Source organism: Corynebacterium genitalium ATCC 33030, assembly GCF_000143825.1.
Lineage (GTDB): Bacteria > Actinomycetota > Actinomycetes > Mycobacteriales > Mycobacteriaceae > Corynebacterium > Corynebacterium genitalium.
Genome location: NZ_CM000961.1, coordinates 1,265,599 through 1,280,573 on the forward strand (window position 1 = coordinate 1,265,599; position 14,975 = coordinate 1,280,573).

Annotated in this window: 15 protein-coding genes; 10 read left to right on the top strand and 5 right to left on the bottom strand. The window is 63.0% G+C overall.

What is annotated here, in order from left to right; genetic code table 11:
- Nucleotides 1–50: 50 nt before the first annotated feature.
- Nucleotides 51–257, top strand: a complete 207-nt coding sequence (locus tag HMPREF0291_RS05985; RefSeq protein WP_005289430.1) for a hypothetical protein — start codon at nt 51–53, stop codon at nt 255–257.
- 43 nt (nt 258–300) lie between these two features.
- On the opposite strand, the gene HMPREF0291_RS05990 is transcribed toward HMPREF0291_RS05985, so the two are convergent.
- Entirely contained in the window at nt 301–2,022 is a 1,722-nt protein-coding gene (locus tag HMPREF0291_RS05990; protein WP_005289432.1) for a CYTH and CHAD domain-containing protein, read from the bottom strand.
- Between the two features lie 114 nt (nt 2,023–2,136).
- Between HMPREF0291_RS05990 and glnA the strand changes: the two genes are divergently transcribed.
- The 6 genes from glnA to HMPREF0291_RS06020 all read left to right on the top strand — a co-directional run bounded on the left by glnA (nt 2,137) and on the right by HMPREF0291_RS06020 (nt 9,668).
- Nucleotides 2,137–3,471, top strand: coding sequence for a type I glutamate--ammonia ligase (gene glnA, locus HMPREF0291_RS05995; protein ID WP_005289434.1), 1,335 nt, complete (start codon nt 2,137–2,139; stop codon nt 3,469–3,471).
- Between the two features lie 45 nt (nt 3,472–3,516).
- On the top strand, nt 3,517–6,576 hold the full coding sequence (locus tag HMPREF0291_RS06000; RefSeq protein WP_005289437.1) for a bifunctional [glutamine synthetase] adenylyltransferase/[glutamine synthetase]-adenylyl-L-tyrosine phosphorylase: 3,060 nt from the start codon (nt 3,517–3,519) through the stop codon (nt 6,574–6,576).
- Nucleotides 6,577–6,586: 10 nt separating this feature from the next.
- Nucleotides 6,587–6,895: a hypothetical protein gene (locus HMPREF0291_RS06005; protein WP_005289438.1), complete on the top strand. Its 309-nt coding sequence runs from the start codon at nt 6,587–6,589 to the stop codon at nt 6,893–6,895.
- Between the two features lie 33 nt (nt 6,896–6,928).
- Nucleotides 6,929–8,395: a threonine synthase gene (thrC, locus tag HMPREF0291_RS06010; RefSeq protein WP_040423575.1), complete on the top strand. Its 1,467-nt coding sequence runs from the start codon at nt 6,929–6,931 to the stop codon at nt 8,393–8,395.
- A 10-nt stretch (nt 8,396–8,405) separates the two neighbouring features.
- Complete coding sequence (locus HMPREF0291_RS06015; protein WP_005289442.1) at nt 8,406–8,597, top strand: hypothetical protein; 192 nt, start codon at nt 8,406–8,408, stop codon at nt 8,595–8,597.
- Between the two features lie 69 nt (nt 8,598–8,666).
- Nucleotides 8,667–9,668: a trypsin-like serine protease gene (locus HMPREF0291_RS06020; RefSeq protein WP_232210287.1), complete on the top strand. Its 1,002-nt coding sequence runs from the start codon at nt 8,667–8,669 to the stop codon at nt 9,666–9,668.
- Here HMPREF0291_RS06020 and HMPREF0291_RS06025 read toward each other — a convergent pair.
- Nucleotides 9,656–10,465 carry a hypothetical protein gene (locus tag HMPREF0291_RS06025; protein ID WP_005289447.1) on the bottom strand — a complete coding sequence of 270 codons (810 nt, stop codon included), beginning with the start codon at nt 10,463–10,465 and terminating at the stop codon, nt 9,656–9,658. The two genes, HMPREF0291_RS06020 and HMPREF0291_RS06025, sit on opposite strands and share 13 nt — an antisense overlap.
- Before the next feature lie 49 nt (nt 10,466–10,514).
- Here HMPREF0291_RS06025 and HMPREF0291_RS06030 point away from each other — a divergent pair, with 49 nt between their 5' ends.
- Together HMPREF0291_RS06030 and HMPREF0291_RS06035 are read left to right on the top strand one after the other, a co-directional pair.
- Entirely contained in the window at nt 10,515–11,039 is a 525-nt protein-coding gene (locus tag HMPREF0291_RS06030) for an NUDIX hydrolase (RefSeq protein ID WP_005289449.1), read from the top strand.
- Nucleotides 11,036–11,644 (top strand): glycoside hydrolase family 25 protein, encoded by a 609-nt coding sequence (locus HMPREF0291_RS06035; RefSeq protein WP_005289450.1) that lies wholly within the window; start codon nt 11,036–11,038, stop codon nt 11,642–11,644. The genes HMPREF0291_RS06030 and HMPREF0291_RS06035 overlap by 4 nt, the downstream gene beginning before the upstream one ends.
- Here the strand turns inward: HMPREF0291_RS06035 and HMPREF0291_RS11975 are convergent.
- From HMPREF0291_RS11975 to HMPREF0291_RS06050, 3 genes are all read right to left on the bottom strand, one after another.
- On the bottom strand, nt 11,641–12,840 hold the full coding sequence (locus tag HMPREF0291_RS11975) for a hypothetical protein (protein ID WP_005289452.1): 1,200 nt from the start codon (nt 12,838–12,840) through the stop codon (nt 11,641–11,643). The genes HMPREF0291_RS06035 and HMPREF0291_RS11975 overlap by 4 nt on opposite strands.
- Nucleotides 12,841–12,937: 97 nt before the next feature.
- The gene (locus tag HMPREF0291_RS06045; RefSeq protein WP_083770275.1) at nt 12,938–13,873 is read right to left on the bottom strand and encodes a TDT family transporter; all 936 of its coding nucleotides are present in this window, start codon (nt 13,871–13,873) and stop codon (nt 12,938–12,940) included.
- 58 nt (nt 13,874–13,931) lie between these two features.
- Complete coding sequence (locus HMPREF0291_RS06050) at nt 13,932–14,726, bottom strand: hypothetical protein (protein WP_156774814.1); 795 nt, start codon at nt 14,724–14,726, stop codon at nt 13,932–13,934.
- Nucleotides 14,727–14,791: 65 nt separating this feature from the next.
- Here HMPREF0291_RS06050 and HMPREF0291_RS11790 point away from each other — a divergent pair, with 65 nt between their 5' ends.
- Entirely contained in the window at nt 14,792–14,962 is a 171-nt protein-coding gene (locus HMPREF0291_RS11790) for a hypothetical protein (protein WP_156774815.1), read from the top strand.
- The last annotated feature ends 13 nt before the right edge of the window (nt 14,963–14,975 follow it).

Below are 14,975 nucleotides of genomic sequence, written 5' to 3' on the forward strand. Positions count from 1 at the left end.
CGCCGGAAAGTGTTCGGCGCGAAGCCGGACAGATACTGAAAGGATCCCTTATGAGCGACGAAAAGTTCTACTTCAACCCCTCCACCGGCGAAGTCACCCAGGGGAAAGTCGGCGGCTGGGATGACCGCATGGGCCCCTACGACACCCGCGAGGAAGCACAGCGCGCACTCGACACCGCCGCGGAGCGCAACAAGCGCGCCGAGGCCCAGGACGAGGCTGACGACAACTGGGGCGAGCCCGCGTCCTGGGAGAAGTAAGCGGTAAGGGGTGGTCCGGTCGGGTTGGCCTGGCCGGGCGGCGCTACTTCTTCTTGCCAGACTTGACCGGCTTGACCTTCTTGAACGCCTTCTTCACCTCAGAGATGGCGTCCGGGTACCCCTTGAGCGCCTCGTTGCCGCGGGAGATCTCCCGCTGGAAGAGCATGCCGTAGGCGAAGGTGTCCTCGCCACGGGTGCGAGCCTCGCCGGCGATCTGCTGGATCCGGTCACGCGAGGTCACCGCGTCCTGGAAATCACCGAGGACCTCCTGGAGCTGCTTGCACGCCTTCGACAGCTTTCCGGCGTTCAACCCACTGTCCTTGGCGGCGTTAGCGGAGTAGCGCAGCTTCTTAGCGGCTTTGCGCACGTCGTGGACGTACTCTTCACGGTCGTGAAGGGGCAGGGAGGTGTCCTGGTAATACTTCTCGGCCTTCTTCTGGCGCTTCATCAGCTTCTTGTAGCCGGTGGCGAGGTGGTCGTAGAGGATCTCCTCGGGCTCGGCGCCCTCAGACTCATCGGCTTCAGCCTCCACCTCGGGGAGCTCGAAGTCCGCGGCAGCGGAAGGGGATTCGGCGTCGAATTCGGCAGCGTCCGAACCCGGCAAGGCGTCCGGCGCTCCTGCGCCAGGCACCGGCTCCCCACCGAGTTCTGGCGACAGGGGTGGGTTGGCCAACAAGGCGTCGATGTCGTCGAGAAGCTGGAGGTAGCGGTCGGAGTCGAGGGTGCGCACGATGCGGCGGTGGGCGCGCTCGTACTCGCGGCGCATGTCGCCGCGGATGTGCTCGTCGGCATCCGGGTCGACCATGCCGGTGTCGTCCGATTCGAGTAGGCCGACGAAGCGCTCCTCGACGACCTCGGCGTCGCGGGCGGTGCCCAGCAGGGAGGCCAGCTCCTTGAGCTCGGACTCAAGGTGGGACAGCTGCGGGCCGGCAAGGATGCCTTCGAAAGTCTCCATCAGGGAGCGAAGCTCACGGGTGGCTACGCGCATCTGGTGGACGGAATCCCATTCGTCGTTGCGGACGCGGGGATCCCACTCGACGAGCTTGTCACGTTGGGCGCGAAGCGAGTCGACGACGGCCTTAGCGGGGGAGTCGCTGGAAAGCGGCGTGACGGCGGGCGGAACCGGCGCGTTGTTCACGGAGGTGCCCAGGGCGGTGGCGAGCTTGGAAGCCGATGCGGACTTGCGTGCACCTGCGTTGATCAGCACCGTTGTGGCCTCGTGGATAAGTGCGCCGCCGTCTAGGGACTCGGCGAGGGCCGGGCCGAGCTCGACCTCCCACTCGCGCCAGGAGGTCTGCTGGCCACCGGGCAGCAAGGACCATGCGGTGACGCGGTCGTCGCAGAACTCGGCGACAACGCCGCCGTCCGCACCCAGCAGCTGTGTCTCGGCGCGGTTGTTATCGATCTGCGCGATCGGTGCGAGCGGCTCACGGCGGACAATAGCGCGCACGGCGGAGAGCAATTGAGCCGGCGGCGTGGACAGATCCTCCAGCGGCGCGTGCAGTTCCAAGCGGCCGTGGGCGGCGGGCAGCTTCAGGTGCCAGCCGTCGTCGTTGCCGCCCGAGCGCCGGCGCAGGGTGATCTTCGCGCGGGTGAGGCGCAGGTCCGCGGTGTCGTAGTAGATCGCGGACAGGCTGTGGTGCGCGGTGTGGCCGAGCCTGTCCACGCCACTCAGCGCGGACAGGTCCGGCGCTGCAACGGAATCGTCGACGGCGAATTTCGCCTCGACCTCAAGAAATGTCTCAGAACCCAGTCCAGAACTCATGGTGATATCGCCTTTCGAGCAACTTTCGTGCGAACGGAGGAATTTACCTCCAGTTTACCTAAGGACCATGCGGCCCGGGGAAACCTAGCGCGCGTCCCCGCTACGCTGGTTGCCATGAACAGCCAACAAGAAAACGTCCTGCGCGACGTCGAAGAACGCGACATCCGCTTCATCCGTTTGTGGTTCACGGACCTGTTCGGTTCGCTGAAGACAGTGATGATGTCGCCGGCGGAGTTGGAGACCGCATTCGACGAGGGCGTCGGCTTTGATGGCTCGTCCATCGAGGGCTTTTCGCGCATCTCCGAGTCGGACACGTTGCTGCTGCCGGATCCGTCGACATTTCAGCCGCTGCCGTTCGACATGGATGACGGAATGCAAACAGCCCGGATGTTCTGCGATATCTCCATGCCGGACGGCAGCCCGCTCTACGCCGATCCGCGCCAGGTCCTGCGCCGGACACTGAACAAGGCTGCCGATGACGGTTTCGAGTGCGTGGCCAGCCCGGAGATCGAGTTCTTTGTGCTCACCGAGGGCAGCGAGGACAAGGAGCCGAAGCCTGTCGATGACGGTGGTTACTTTGACCAAGCGAAGCGGAATGCGGCGCCGCAGTTTCGTCGACAAGCGATCTCCGCGCTTGAATACATGGGCATCGTGACGGAATTTTCGCACCACGAGGGCTCACCGGGGCAGCAGGAAATCGACCTGCGCCACACAGACGCGCTGACCATGGCGGACAACATCATGAGCTTCCGCTACGTGGTGAAAACCGTCGGTGAGGCGAACAATGTGCTGGCCACTTTCATGCCGAAGCCGTTCCGCGAGCACAACGGCTCGGCGATGCACACTCACCTGTCGCTGTTCGAGGGTGACTCGAACGCGTTCCACGACCCTGACGATGAATACTCGCTGTCGACGACCGCCCGCCAGTTCATCGCCGGCGTCGTCGAGCACGCCAGCGAGATCTCCGCGGTGACCAACCAGTGGGTGAACTCCTACAAGCGCCTCCAGTTCGGTTCGGAGGCGCCCACGAGCGCGACGTGGGGAGTGTCCAACTCGTCCGCGATGGTGCGCGTGCCCACCTACCGCCTGCACAAAGAAGCTTCTCGACGCATCGAGGTCCGCACCGTCGACTCCGCCGCCAACCCCTACCTCGCGTTCGCCGCAGTGCTCGCGGCAGGGCTGGACGGCATCGATAAGGAGATGGAGCTGGGCGAGCCCGCCGTTGATGACGTGTTCTCTCTGACCCGCCGCGAGCGCCGCGCGATGGGGTACAAGGACCTGCCCGGCTCCCTCGACGAGGCACTGCGCGAGCTGGAGAAGTCCGAGTTCATGGCAGAAGTCTTGGGCGAGCAGGTCTTCGAGTTCTTCCTCCGCTCCAAATGGGACGAGTGGCACCAGTATGAAGACCAGATCACGAAGTGGGAACTGCAGACCAATTTGAATCTCTGATCGCTCTGTTGCAGAGCTCCAGAGATCCAAAGGAGGTAAGAAGAAATGGCCCGCAAGACCTCGCCGTCACCTGCGCAACTATCCCTCAGCAGCAAGAACGCCGCCGAGGATCTGGAGCGGCTCGGCTGGATCGACAACGACGTGCTCTACACGCTCGGCGCGGCCGGTAGCCCCGACCTGACGCTCAACACGGCGTACCGTCTCGCGGAAGCGCTCGGTGATTCCTATGAGGAGCTGCGCCAATCGCTTATCGACGATAAAACCCTCCGTGTCCGGCTCTTCGCCCTCCTAGGAGGATCGACCGCGCTCGGCGACCACCTGGTAGCCCACCCCGAGGAGTGGAAACTCCTGGCGGAGCCGTTGCCGGACAGCAGGGAGATCTTCCACGCCATGCTCTCTGCCGTGGATGCGGTACCGGAAGACGGCGACCCGACTGCGACGCAAGAGCTGGACGCGCCGGGCACCTACCGCGCTGCTGAGGCCGGCAACGACGCGAAGCGGGCACTGAAGGATGCCTACCGCACGCTGATGATGCGGGTCGCCGCCGCTGACTTGGCGGGAACCTTTTCCTCCTTCAAGGGCGTCGGCGGGGACCAGGAGGAGCTGACGTACCGGGAGGTCACGGAGCTGCTCACCGTCATTGCCGATGCTGCGCTGACCGCAGCCTTGGCGGTGGCGATGCGCTCCGTCCACGACGACGAGAAGGCCGACGGCAAACTGGCCGTCATCGCGATGGGCAAGTGCGGCGCCCGGGAGCTGAACTACATCTCCGACGTGGACGTCATCTTCGTGGCCGAACCGGCTGACGCGAAGGCGACGAAGGTGGCCAGCGAGTTCACAGCCATCGGCAATTCGGCATTCTTCGACGTCGACCCGAACCTGCGGCCGGAAGGCAAGTCCGGTGCCCTGGTGCGCACCCTCGATTCCCACGAGGCGTATTACAAGCGCTGGGCGGACACGTGGGAATTCCAAGCCCTGCTCAAGGCCCGCCCGATGACGGGCGACATGGAGCTCGGCCAGGAGTACCAGGAACGGTTGCGGCCAATGGTGTGGGAGTCGAGCCAACGCGACTCCTTCGTCGAGGATGTCCAGGCCATGCGCCGCCGGGTGCTGTCCAACGTCCCGGAAGACATGCGCACCCGCGAGCTCAAGCTGGGTTCAGGCGGCCTGCGCGATGTCGAGTTCGCCGTGCAGCTCCTCCAACTCGTGCACGGGCGTATTGACGACACCTTGCGCACCCAGAACACCATCGAATCCATTGAGGCACTTTCCGCCGGCGGGTACATCGGCCGTGAAGACTCGGCCCGGCTCATCGAAGCCTATGAGTTCCTCCGCCTGCTCGAGCACCGTCTGCAGCTGCACCGCTTCCGTCGCACCCACACGCTGCCCGCGGAGGATGACGCGAAGAACCGCCGCTGGCTCGCCCTGACCGCAGGGTTTGTCTCCTCCCCGAAGACACCGGCCGTTGAGGCGATGGAGAAGCACCTCAAAGGCGAGCGCAAGAATATCTCCGACCTGCACTCACGCCTGTTCTACCGTCCGCTGCTCAACGCCATTGCGGGGATGAGCATCGGTGAGGCGTCGCTGACCAAGGATGCTGCCGTCGCTCAGCTCAAAGCACTCGGCTACACCCACCCGTCGCGCGCGTACGAGCACCTCACCGCCTTGGCCAAGGGGACGTCGCGCAAAGCGAAACTGCAGGCCATTCTGCTGCCGACTCTCATGACCTACCTCGGCGACACCGCCGACCCAGATGCCGGCCTGCTCAACTACCGCAAGCTTTCAGAGGCGGCGAACGACAGGTCGTGGTTCCTGCGGATGCTTCGCGACGAAGGCGTTGTCGGTGAACGCCTCATGCACATCTTGGGGACATCCCCTTACGCGGCGAATTTGATTATCAGTGCGCCGGACGTCGTCAAGCAGTTGGGCGACGGTGCCTCGAAACCGAAACTCTTGGACACGAACCCGGACCGTGTGTACAAGTCGCTCATCGCGGCCACGAAGCGCCACGCCGACCCGGACAAAGCCGTCAACGTGGCGAGGTCGCTGCGGCGCGCGGAACTGGCGCGCATCGCGTCGGCCGATCTGCTGGGCATGATGAGTGTGCGCGAGGTGTGCGTGCAGCTGTCGTGGGTGTGGAACGCCGTGCTTGAGGCAGGGTTGCGGGCGGAGATCCGCGCCGACCTGATCGAGCGTGAGTTAGAAGAACCGCTGGCGCACATTGCCGTGATCGGCATGGGGCGCCTTGGCGGTGAAGAACTCGGGTACGGGTCCGACGCAGACGTCATGGTCGTTGCCGAACCGAGCGAGGGTGTCGCAGAGACAGACGCGTTGGCGTGGGCAAAGAAGATCATCGACCAGATGCGCAAACGCTTGGCCAAACCGTCCAGCGACCCGCCGCTCGAAGTCGATCTGGGGCTGCGCCCTGAGGGACGTTCCGGCCCGGTGGCGCGAACCATCGCCAGCTACGAGCGCTACTACGACGAATGGGGCGCGGTCTGGGAGAAACAAGCCCTTTTGCGGGCCACCGTGTGCGCGGGAGATGTCGAGGTGGGAAAGAACTTTCTCACAGCCATCGACAAGTTCCGTTACCCGGAAGGTGGGGCCAGCGACGCGGAAATCAAAGAGATCCGCCGCATCAAAGCGCGCGTGGACAACGAGCGGTTGCCGCGCGGCGCCGACCGCGCCACGCACACGAAGCTCGGCCGCGGCGCGCTGTCCGATATTGAATGGACAGTCCAGCTGCTCACGATGATGCACGCCGATGCGTACGAGGAGCTGCACAACACCTCCACTTTGGAAGTGCTCGACTTCCTGGTCACAGATGAGGCGAACGGCATTATTGAGAACACGCAGGCGCGGAAGCTCACAGATGCCTGGCTCATGGCCACCGCTGCACGCAATGCGTTGGTCCTGGTCACGGGCAAACGCATCGATCAGTTGCCCGGTCCGGGGGCGCAGCTCAACCAGGTTGCAGGTGCGGCAGGATATGACCCGCAGGACGCGCAAGCGTTCCTGGACCGCTACCTGAAGGTCACGCGCCGGGCCCACCGCGTGGTGGAGGAAGTTTTCTGGGGCGAAGAACCGTCCTTCGAGTTCGAGTAGCGTTGAGCCCATGGCTATGAATCTCTCGATCGATCTGCAGGACGCGACCTTCGGCGACTTGGTCGCGCTCATCCGGGCGGCGCAGGCGGCGGGTGTGGACAACGCCACGAAGTTGGAACTGGAAGACACAACGCTGCTGGTGAACATCGTCGCCCCGGCAGTGGGTTCCGCGAACCTTGCCACGGCTGAGGACTTTGGGGGTGCGGACGGACCGTCGGGCCGCCACTCGCGCGGACACGAACCGCTGCCAGTGCTGGGGGACAGCGCGATCCGCAGCGTCATCGACATCCTCACCGGCAGGCAGGAGCCTCCCCGCTAAGCGTGTCCTGTGCGGCGGGTAAACTTCTTTAGCGTGGATTACATCTCAACGCGCGACACGTCGAAAACCCCGTACAAATTCACCGACATCCTGCTCGGTGGTCTCGCCCCGGACGGTGGCCTCTACGTGCCCGTCGCGTACCCGCGGATTACGCCCGAGCGTCTTGCGCAGTGGCGCACCCTGTTGGACGAGAAGGGTTACGCCGCTTTGGCCGCCGAAGTGGTCAAACTGTTCGTCTCCGACATCCCGCCGGTGAAGATCGAGGAGCTGACGGCCAACGCGTACCGCACCCCGGTCTTCGCCGATGAGGAAATCGTGCCGGTCACGTCGTTGGAAGACGGCATCTACCTGGCGCACCTGTCGGAGGGACCCACGGCCGCCTTCAAGGACATGGCGATGCAGCTGCTCGGCGAGTTCTTCGAGTTCGAGCTGGCGCGGCGCGAAGCCACCCTCAATATTCTCGGCGCGACCTCCGGCGACACCGGTTCTTCTGCCGAGTACGCCATGCGCGGCCGCGACAATATCCGCGTGTTCATGCTCACTCCAGCAGGCCGCATGACCCCCTTCCAGCAAGCGCAAATGTTCGGCCTGGATGAGCCCAACATCTTCAACATCGCCCTCGACGGTGTCTTCGACGACTGTCAGGACGTAGTCAAGGAGGTCAACGCCGACGCCGCGTTCAAGGAGAAGTACTACATCGGCGCGGTGAACTCGATTAACTGGGCCCGCCTGCTCGCCCAGACGATCTACTACATCTCCACCTACCTCAAGGTCACGGAGGCTCCAGGGGAGGGCCAGGAGCCGCAGCAGATTTCCTTCTGCGTTCCCACCGGGAACTTCGGCGATATCTGCGCAGGTCACATTACGAAGCAGATGGGGTTGCCCGTCGACAAGCTCATTGTGGCGACGAACGAGAACGATGTGCTCCACGAGTTCTTCACCACGGGCCAGTACCGTCCGCGCTCTGCCGCGGAGACGCAGGCGACCTCCTCGCCGTCAATGGACATCTCCCGCGCATCCAACTTCGAACGCTTCATCTTCGATGTGCTCGAGCGCGACGCAGATCGCACGAGCGACCTATTCGCGGTGCAAGCGAAGGCTGACGGCTTCGAGCTCGATGACTACCTCATGGAGCAGATCCGCGCCGATTACGGGTTCCTGTCCGGAAAGTCCACGCACGCAGATCGCTTATCGACGATTCGTGCCACCCACACCGACCACGACGTCATGATCGATCCGCACACCGCAGACGGTGTCTTTGTCGCACGCGGTGTGGCGGACCGAGTGGACACCCCGATTGTCGTGCTGGAGACCGCGCTACCGGTGAAGTTCTCCGAGACCATCGTGGAAGCGACTGGGGTGGAACCGGATGTACCGGAGCGCTTCGCGGAAATCATGCACGCGGACCGCCATGTCGTGGATATGCCGAACGACGCCGAGACCGTGAAGCAGTACATCGCTACAATCGCCGACAGCAACGCAGCCGAGGACAACGAGTAGAGGAGCACCCATGGCGCAGGAACAGTTCGCAGGCCCCGACCACTACACCGAGTTCGACCCGGAGAAGTTCGTCCGCGACCTGAAGGTCCAAAAGTCCGTGGATGAGGACGACAAAGGTGGAAAAGCTGCGAGCGAGAAAGATGCCGCTGGCATCGACGACACCGCCGCGAACGCCGATTCTGACTCCGCCGATCAGGTGTAACCACCACGGGTTGACCCAACGGTGACGCAACCATCTATGCATCCGTCTGAGCCCCCGCGGGAGTACCCCGTGCAGGGGAGCGACGAGCTGCCCGTTCATTACCAGCTGCAGCCGCTGCCTCAGCCACAGCCGCATCCGCAGCGCCGGTCGAGCGACAGTAGTTTGACACTGTGGTCGGCGCTGATCGTCATCATGACGTTCGTTGTCGCCTCGGTGGTGTGGCTCGGCGTGAGCACCTCGGATTACCCGACTCTTACCGTCGAGGAGCGCCAGGCGCGCGAGGATGTCCGGACCCCCGGGGAGCCGGCGGCTGATGCACCCGTAGAGGAGCTGCCGGGGACCCCCGTCATCCAGCCGACGTTCGCTCTGTGGGCCCCGGGCACAAAGATCCAGTCCACGCAGCATTACCCCCAGCCAGGCGAAGTTTTCACGGCGCAGTCATGCACTGTCGCGTTCAGTTTCAGCGCCGACGACGGCCGCAACTTCGCCGTCACCGCGGGCCACTGCGGGCGCGAAGGCGACCTGGTGTGGCCGACGAACGCGGAGACGGTGCACGACTTTTCTGTTGAAGCGGGCCGTTATATTTACTCGGGGCTGTACAGCGATGAAAACGGTGACATCGATGTGGGGATCATTGAGATCACTGACCCGAACCGCTTCATGGATCTCGTGGGTGACCCGATTGACACCGGCCTGTACGAAGGCAAGATGGAGCCCGGCGAGCGCATCTGCAAAACTGGCGGGACCACTGGCTTCACGTGTGGAGAGTTCAAGGCGACGGAGCGCATCCAGGTGATCCGCACGGAAGCGGATGTGGAGCGTGAAACCCACGGCGACATCGCCAACGTGTGCGCTCTGCCCGGTGATTCTGGCGGTCCGGTGTTCTACATCGTCGGTGACCGCGCCACGATCATCGGCGTGGTCTCGGGTACTGAAGCGGGCCGTGCGCACGAGGAGTGCGACATCCCCGGCGCAGAGACCAAGATGATGAGCTACTCCAACCTCAACCAGGTCATGGAAGTGATTCGTCGCGTTGTCCCCAACGCCACGTTTTCAGATCAGCGCTGGTGAGATTCCCCCGTGAGCTCTTCTGTCGTTGCGTAGTCGGGCTTCCCGCGGGATTTGACCACACGGTGCACTTCGATGGGGCTGTAGGTGTACAGGTTGATCTTTTCGATCGCGCGCGGCCGGCGCAGCGGGTTCCACGTCTCGTGGATCTTCTCGGCGGCGTCGTTAGAGTCGACGAACCAGTTCAAGGTCACAGCGTTCTTGTGGCCGCGGCTGGGGTGGTTGGCAAAGTCGATTGAGTCCGCTTTGCCGTCGAGAGCAAAGGTGAGCATGCGCTCGATCGTCTCCGGAGGCAGCGAGGTGTAGCAAAAGCCGTTGAAGGTCACGCGGGTGTTATCTGGGGTTTCCAGAGCCATTGCGTCCAGGCAATTCTGCTCGAGCAGCCGGCTGATATGCCCTGTTAGCTCCGGCATCATGCCGAGCGCTTCCTCGGACACAGTGCCGGTGACTGCGACGCCGGTGTAGGTGCGTGCCGTCGCGGCGTCCTGGATGAGGTAGGAGCGTATCGACGATTTCACCTGCTTCTCATCCGTGCCCGGGGGCGCCGGCTTGGGTTCTCGGGTGACAGCGACCTTGTCCTCCTCGCCCGGACCGGTCACCGTGGTCACCGGGGTGGTCGTGGACTCGGTGGTAGTGGTGCTGCTTCCACTCGTCCCCGTTGTCGCCGTAGCGGAAGCTGCACGTTCTTCGGCGCCGGACTCGTAATTGAACAGCCCAATGGTGAGGACCACGCAGATAACAAGCAGGGCACCGAACCCGACGATGAAGGCTGGGGTGGGCAGGCTGCGCAGGTCTCTCATAGTGCTTTTAAACTTTAGCGCCCTTTGCCCGCAACGTAGACTTGGCGGTATGCCCATTCCAGATTTCATTGTGGAGACTCGCAAGAAGATCGGCCATGACCCCATGTGGATCCCCGCTGTGTCGGCGTTGGTCCTGCGGGATTCCACGGACGGTTCCGCATGGGCAGTGCCGGAAATTCTGCTGGTCAAAAGGGCAGACAACGGGAAGTGGACTCCAGTGACGGGGATTTGTGATCCCGGTGAGGAACCGCAGGACGCCGCTGTGCGCGAGGTCATGGAGGAAACCGGTATCGAGGCTGCTCCCGCGGCGCTGATTGGTGCTGGTGCCATTGGCCCGATCACCCATGAGAACGGCGACCAGGCGAGCTACATGTCCATCGCGATCCGCCTTGAGCCTGTCGACGCCGCCGCGGCCCCGCACGTCGCCGACGACGAATCGACGGAGGTCGGCTGGTTCTCTGTCGCCCATATGCCGGTCACGGACCCAAAGTGGCGCCTTGTCATTGCCGACGCGATCGCCCAGCGCAAGCACCCGGCTAATTTCTCTCCGCGCATGGGATTCACCAAGCGGTGACGGGTCCAGGCTCTCGCGTCCAGTTCGGGGTGGATGTCAGCGAGCACCAGGATGGCATCAGCCTCGTGCGTGCTGCAGCCGAAGGCATCGAGTTCGCGGTGGTGCGCACCACGGATGGCACGTACAAAGACCGCACATACCGCTCGCATATCGACGATGCCTCCCACGCCGGCATCGCAGCCGAGTCCTACCACTACCTGCGTAACCCCTCGGAGGGCACCACGATCGCTCAGCAGGTCGAGGCATCCCTCGAGGTGATGTCAGACGCGCAGCGCCCGGTGTGGCTGGATTGTGAAACCCCTGCGGGACTCCACCTTGACCACATCCGCGAGGCGCGCGATCTTTTCTTGCAAGCGGGTGTTCCCGTGTGTGGCATCTATACGTACCCGCACTTTTGGCGGTGGCGGATGCTCGGTGCCGACACCCGGGAGTTCGGCCAGGTGTGGTTAGCCCAGTACGGACAAAACCCGGCCGGTCCGCCCGCGGAGATCTACACGGGGGAGTGGCCGGGTACCGTCGGCAAGCAAGCGCCCGCAATGTGGCAGTTCAGCTCGCGCGGTCACGTTGCTGGCTTCGAGGTCGACGTGAACGCGCGGACGAACTAGCGCGGGTTCTCCTCGGTACCGGTCGAGGAGTCAGTCTCCGGGGAAGGACCTGTCGATGTGCCGGCTGAAGTGCCGCCTGAGGTGTCACCCCACGTGGACTGGCCGCCAGAAGACGGGACGTCAGACGACGCGGTGCCAGAGGACGATACGTCCGTCGTGGACGAGGTGCTCGAAGGCTCGACGCGGTAGCTGGTGCTGCCGGACTGCTGGTTGCTCTGCTGCGGTGGCTGGAACCCCTGCTGGTCCTGCTGGTACGGCTGCTGGAAACCCTGCTGCGGCTGCTGGGCGGGCTGGCCGTATGGCTGCGGTTGCTGGAAGCCCTGGCCTGGCTGGCCTGGCTGCTGGAAACCCTGCTGGCCTTGCTGGCTCTGCTGCTGGAACTGCTGCTGCGCGTTGCGCTGCTGTGCCTGCTGGACGGAATTCTTCGCCTTGGCGAACTGGCCTTCAATGCCAGAACGGCCCTTGACAAGCAGGAAGATGCTCAACGCCAGAGCCAGGATGCCGAAGAGCAACCACATCCACCACCCGGCGCCGAGGGAGGTGTAATCGTCGCCGATCGAGCTAAAGAAGAAGAACAGGATGCCGGAGAGCTGCAGACCAGCAGCGATGATACCGAGAATGGCACCGAGCTTTTCCTTGCCCAGGAAGTAGAGAACCGTCGCCGCGATGTAGCAGCCCAGAGTCAGGACGGTTCCGATGCCGATGAGGAAGGTGCCCGTCACTTCATCCTTGAGCGCTGCCTCACCGAGACGGCCGAGGCCAGAACTTTCGACGCTGAAGGCACCCCACCAGTTGAGCGTTCCGCCGATGGAGCCCAATCCTTCAAAATCATCAAGGTCGACAATAGTCCTGGACACAGTCATGAAACTGGTCAGGAAGCTCAGCAGGAAGAACCCGAGCATTGCCCAGGTAGGCCATACCGGCATGACCTTCGGCGCCTGCATCGTGCCGCCGGGCTGGCCTGGCTGCGCGCCCCACTGCGGCTGGCCCTGCGGCTGGCCCGGTTGCGCGCCCCACTGCGGCTGGCCCTGCGGCTGATTCGGCTGATTCGGCTGCGCGCCCCACTGCGGCTGGCCCTGCGGCTGATTCGGCTGATTCGGCTGCGCACCCCATTGCGAGGGGTTTGGCTGGTGGCCGGGTTGCGGATTGCCCCACTGACCTGCGGAGTTAGAAGCGGGGTTGTTCGGTGTTGTCATGGTGACCTTTCCAAAGATGAAGTTTTCGGTCTTTAGACTATCCGAAAAACTTCCAGCGGAAAGGATTAATCGGGGATTCAACCCCGGCCGCAGTTAATTAGGCTCGGCCTTCCTTTACCCAGCCGATGAACCTGCTCGAACACAGCGACCAGTGAATGATGAGCAGAACGGGAATGCTCAAGGCAACAGTGTCGAGCCAGTTAGAGCCGTTGACCAATGCGACCTGGTGTCCGCCCATGCTCACCGTTCCCGGCGGGAACGTGCAGGCCCACCATGCGGGGGAGTAATCCACCCAGCGCACGACGTTCGGGTAGAACTTCACCATCGCGAAGATCGCAAGGGGAATGGCGATCACCAACGCAGTTAGTCCGTAGCCGATGGAGTAGTGGCCGGGGTAGAGGAGCTGAATGGCTGTTGTCGATTGGCCGACAACGCCGAGCGGAACCCATGCTGTTGCCGAGTTGGCACCGCTGAGATCTACGTTGCCGCGCCACAATTGCCAGTAGACGTAAATGAAAATCGGCACGGCGGTGAAGAAGGACATCACGAAGAAAACGGTGCCCATCGTGTGGTAGAGCTGCCCGTAGTCGCGGGCGAGCCACGCACCCACAGACGACGAAATCATCGGGCCGACGAGGGGGAGACCCCAGGTGAACTTTGGGGGTCCCTCAAAACGCGTGAGCTGAATTACCCACGTGATCACAGTGGCCGGCGCTCCGATCCAGAACCCGATCAGGCGGAAAACCGTGTGGCCCGTCAGCCCCGACATTGCCGCTCCCAGAGCGAGGATGCCGATGAAGAACATTGACCACGCTGCCATGGATGTGCGGCGGAAACTCGGTTGGCGGTAACGCACGAAACCGACAATGAGAACGGCCAGGATCCCCCACGCGATCGCGGCAAAGATGCCGGAAGCGATCCTCAGGTCGAGTTCGACGAGGAGGCGGGAAACAATTGAGGTACCCATGAGACTGCCGCCCCATTCGGGTCCAGGGGGCGGCAGTTGGCGGAATTTGGCAGGCACTCTGGGCATCGTAGTCCTCGGCTCGTGGAGTATCTACTCGGTTCGTCTCGTGCCCCCCAAACGGCCGTTAATAGGCAGAAGGATAGGGTGTACCGGCTTGAGGGGGTTGTACTGCGGGGTATTTCTTGCCGCCTGCAACGAGAACAACGATGTAGAAAATGAAGCCACCAACCGAGGCTGCGAGGAAGAGCCACAAACCAGTGCCCGGGGTGACCGTGAGGTTCTCTTCCATTTCGGGGGCAACGGATATGAAGAAGAAAATCAAGCCTGTGCCCGCCATCTGAGCAAGAGCGGCGAGGATGCCGGGTAAGGCAGATAGCCGGTTGTTGAACAACACGCATATCACGGCAAGTCCTGCCAACACGAGAACCACGATGACGCCGCCACTGATCACGCTGATCAACGTCTGGAAGTCCTCGTCTTCAACGAGTTCCTGCCTTTGTTCCTCTTCGGCTGCCTCGATGTCGTAACCCAGCGCGTCTTCGTCGAAGCCGACGGCATCGAACTCCACGTGCCCCCACCAGTTCAGGGTCAACCCAACATAGCCATCGGCGTCCACTCCTTCTGGCAGCATCAGGGAGCTCACCCCGTATTCGTTCGCAAGATCCTCCGTCGTCATTTTGGCGATCATCATCGGAAGGAACGTACTGCCAAGGATCAACAAGAAAAGGGCGATCACGCCGAGCTTTGGCCAAACGGGGGAACGACCCTCCAACCCGGCGTGGGGATTGTATGGTGCATACGCAGCGCTTGGCTGGGCGGCAGGGGTGTACTGTGGCTGGGGTTGCGGGGTGTATTGCGGGTAACCGCCTTGGGACGCATTCGGGGGCTGAGCTGAAAACGGGTTGTAGGGGGTACTCATAGTGCGGGCCCTTTCGGACAGGTCAGGCAAGTTCGACAACGAAGCCTAACCCACAGACCGGGATCGTGAGGAGTGAGCCAGTCGCGGTCTACGAGGTCAATGCCAACGTGTTTCGCGTGACCATTGCATGCGCGACAGCTGTCGCTGCCACGGTTGCCAGGAGAGAAATCGCGAGATCGCTTATCGACGCTACCGCCAGATCCACCCCGTTCACCCCGAAAGCCTCCGGCGCCTAGGCGAACATGTTGC

What these genes read in the sequence shown, in the direction of transcription:
- HMPREF0291_RS05985 (WP_005289430.1), top strand. Translation starts at nt 51, where the DNA reads ATGAGCGACGAAAAGTTCTACTTCAACCCCTCCACCGGCGAAGTCACC.
- HMPREF0291_RS05990 (WP_005289432.1), bottom strand. Translation starts at nt 2,022, where the DNA reads ATGAGTTCTGGACTGGGTTCTGAGACATTTCTTGAGGTCGAGGCGAAA.
- glnA (WP_005289434.1), top strand. Translation starts at nt 2,137, where the DNA reads ATGAACAGCCAACAAGAAAACGTCCTGCGCGACGTCGAAGAACGCGAC.
- HMPREF0291_RS06000 (WP_005289437.1), top strand. Translation starts at nt 3,517, where the DNA reads ATGGCCCGCAAGACCTCGCCGTCACCTGCGCAACTATCCCTCAGCAGC.
- HMPREF0291_RS06005 (WP_005289438.1), top strand. Translation starts at nt 6,587, where the DNA reads ATGGCTATGAATCTCTCGATCGATCTGCAGGACGCGACCTTCGGCGAC.
- HMPREF0291_RS06015 (WP_005289442.1), top strand. Translation starts at nt 8,406, where the DNA reads ATGGCGCAGGAACAGTTCGCAGGCCCCGACCACTACACCGAGTTCGAC.
- HMPREF0291_RS06025 (WP_005289447.1), bottom strand. Translation starts at nt 10,465, where the DNA reads ATGAGAGACCTGCGCAGCCTGCCCACCCCAGCCTTCATCGTCGGGTTC.
- HMPREF0291_RS06030 (WP_005289449.1), top strand. Translation starts at nt 10,515, where the DNA reads ATGCCCATTCCAGATTTCATTGTGGAGACTCGCAAGAAGATCGGCCAT.
- HMPREF0291_RS11975 (WP_005289452.1), bottom strand. Translation starts at nt 12,840, where the DNA reads ATGACAACACCGAACAACCCCGCTTCTAACTCCGCAGGTCAGTGGGGC.
- HMPREF0291_RS06045 (WP_083770275.1), bottom strand. Translation starts at nt 13,873, where the DNA reads ATGCCCAGAGTGCCTGCCAAATTCCGCCAACTGCCGCCCCCTGGACCC.
- HMPREF0291_RS06050 (WP_156774814.1), bottom strand. Translation starts at nt 14,726, where the DNA reads ATGAGTACCCCCTACAACCCGTTTTCAGCTCAGCCCCCGAATGCGTCC.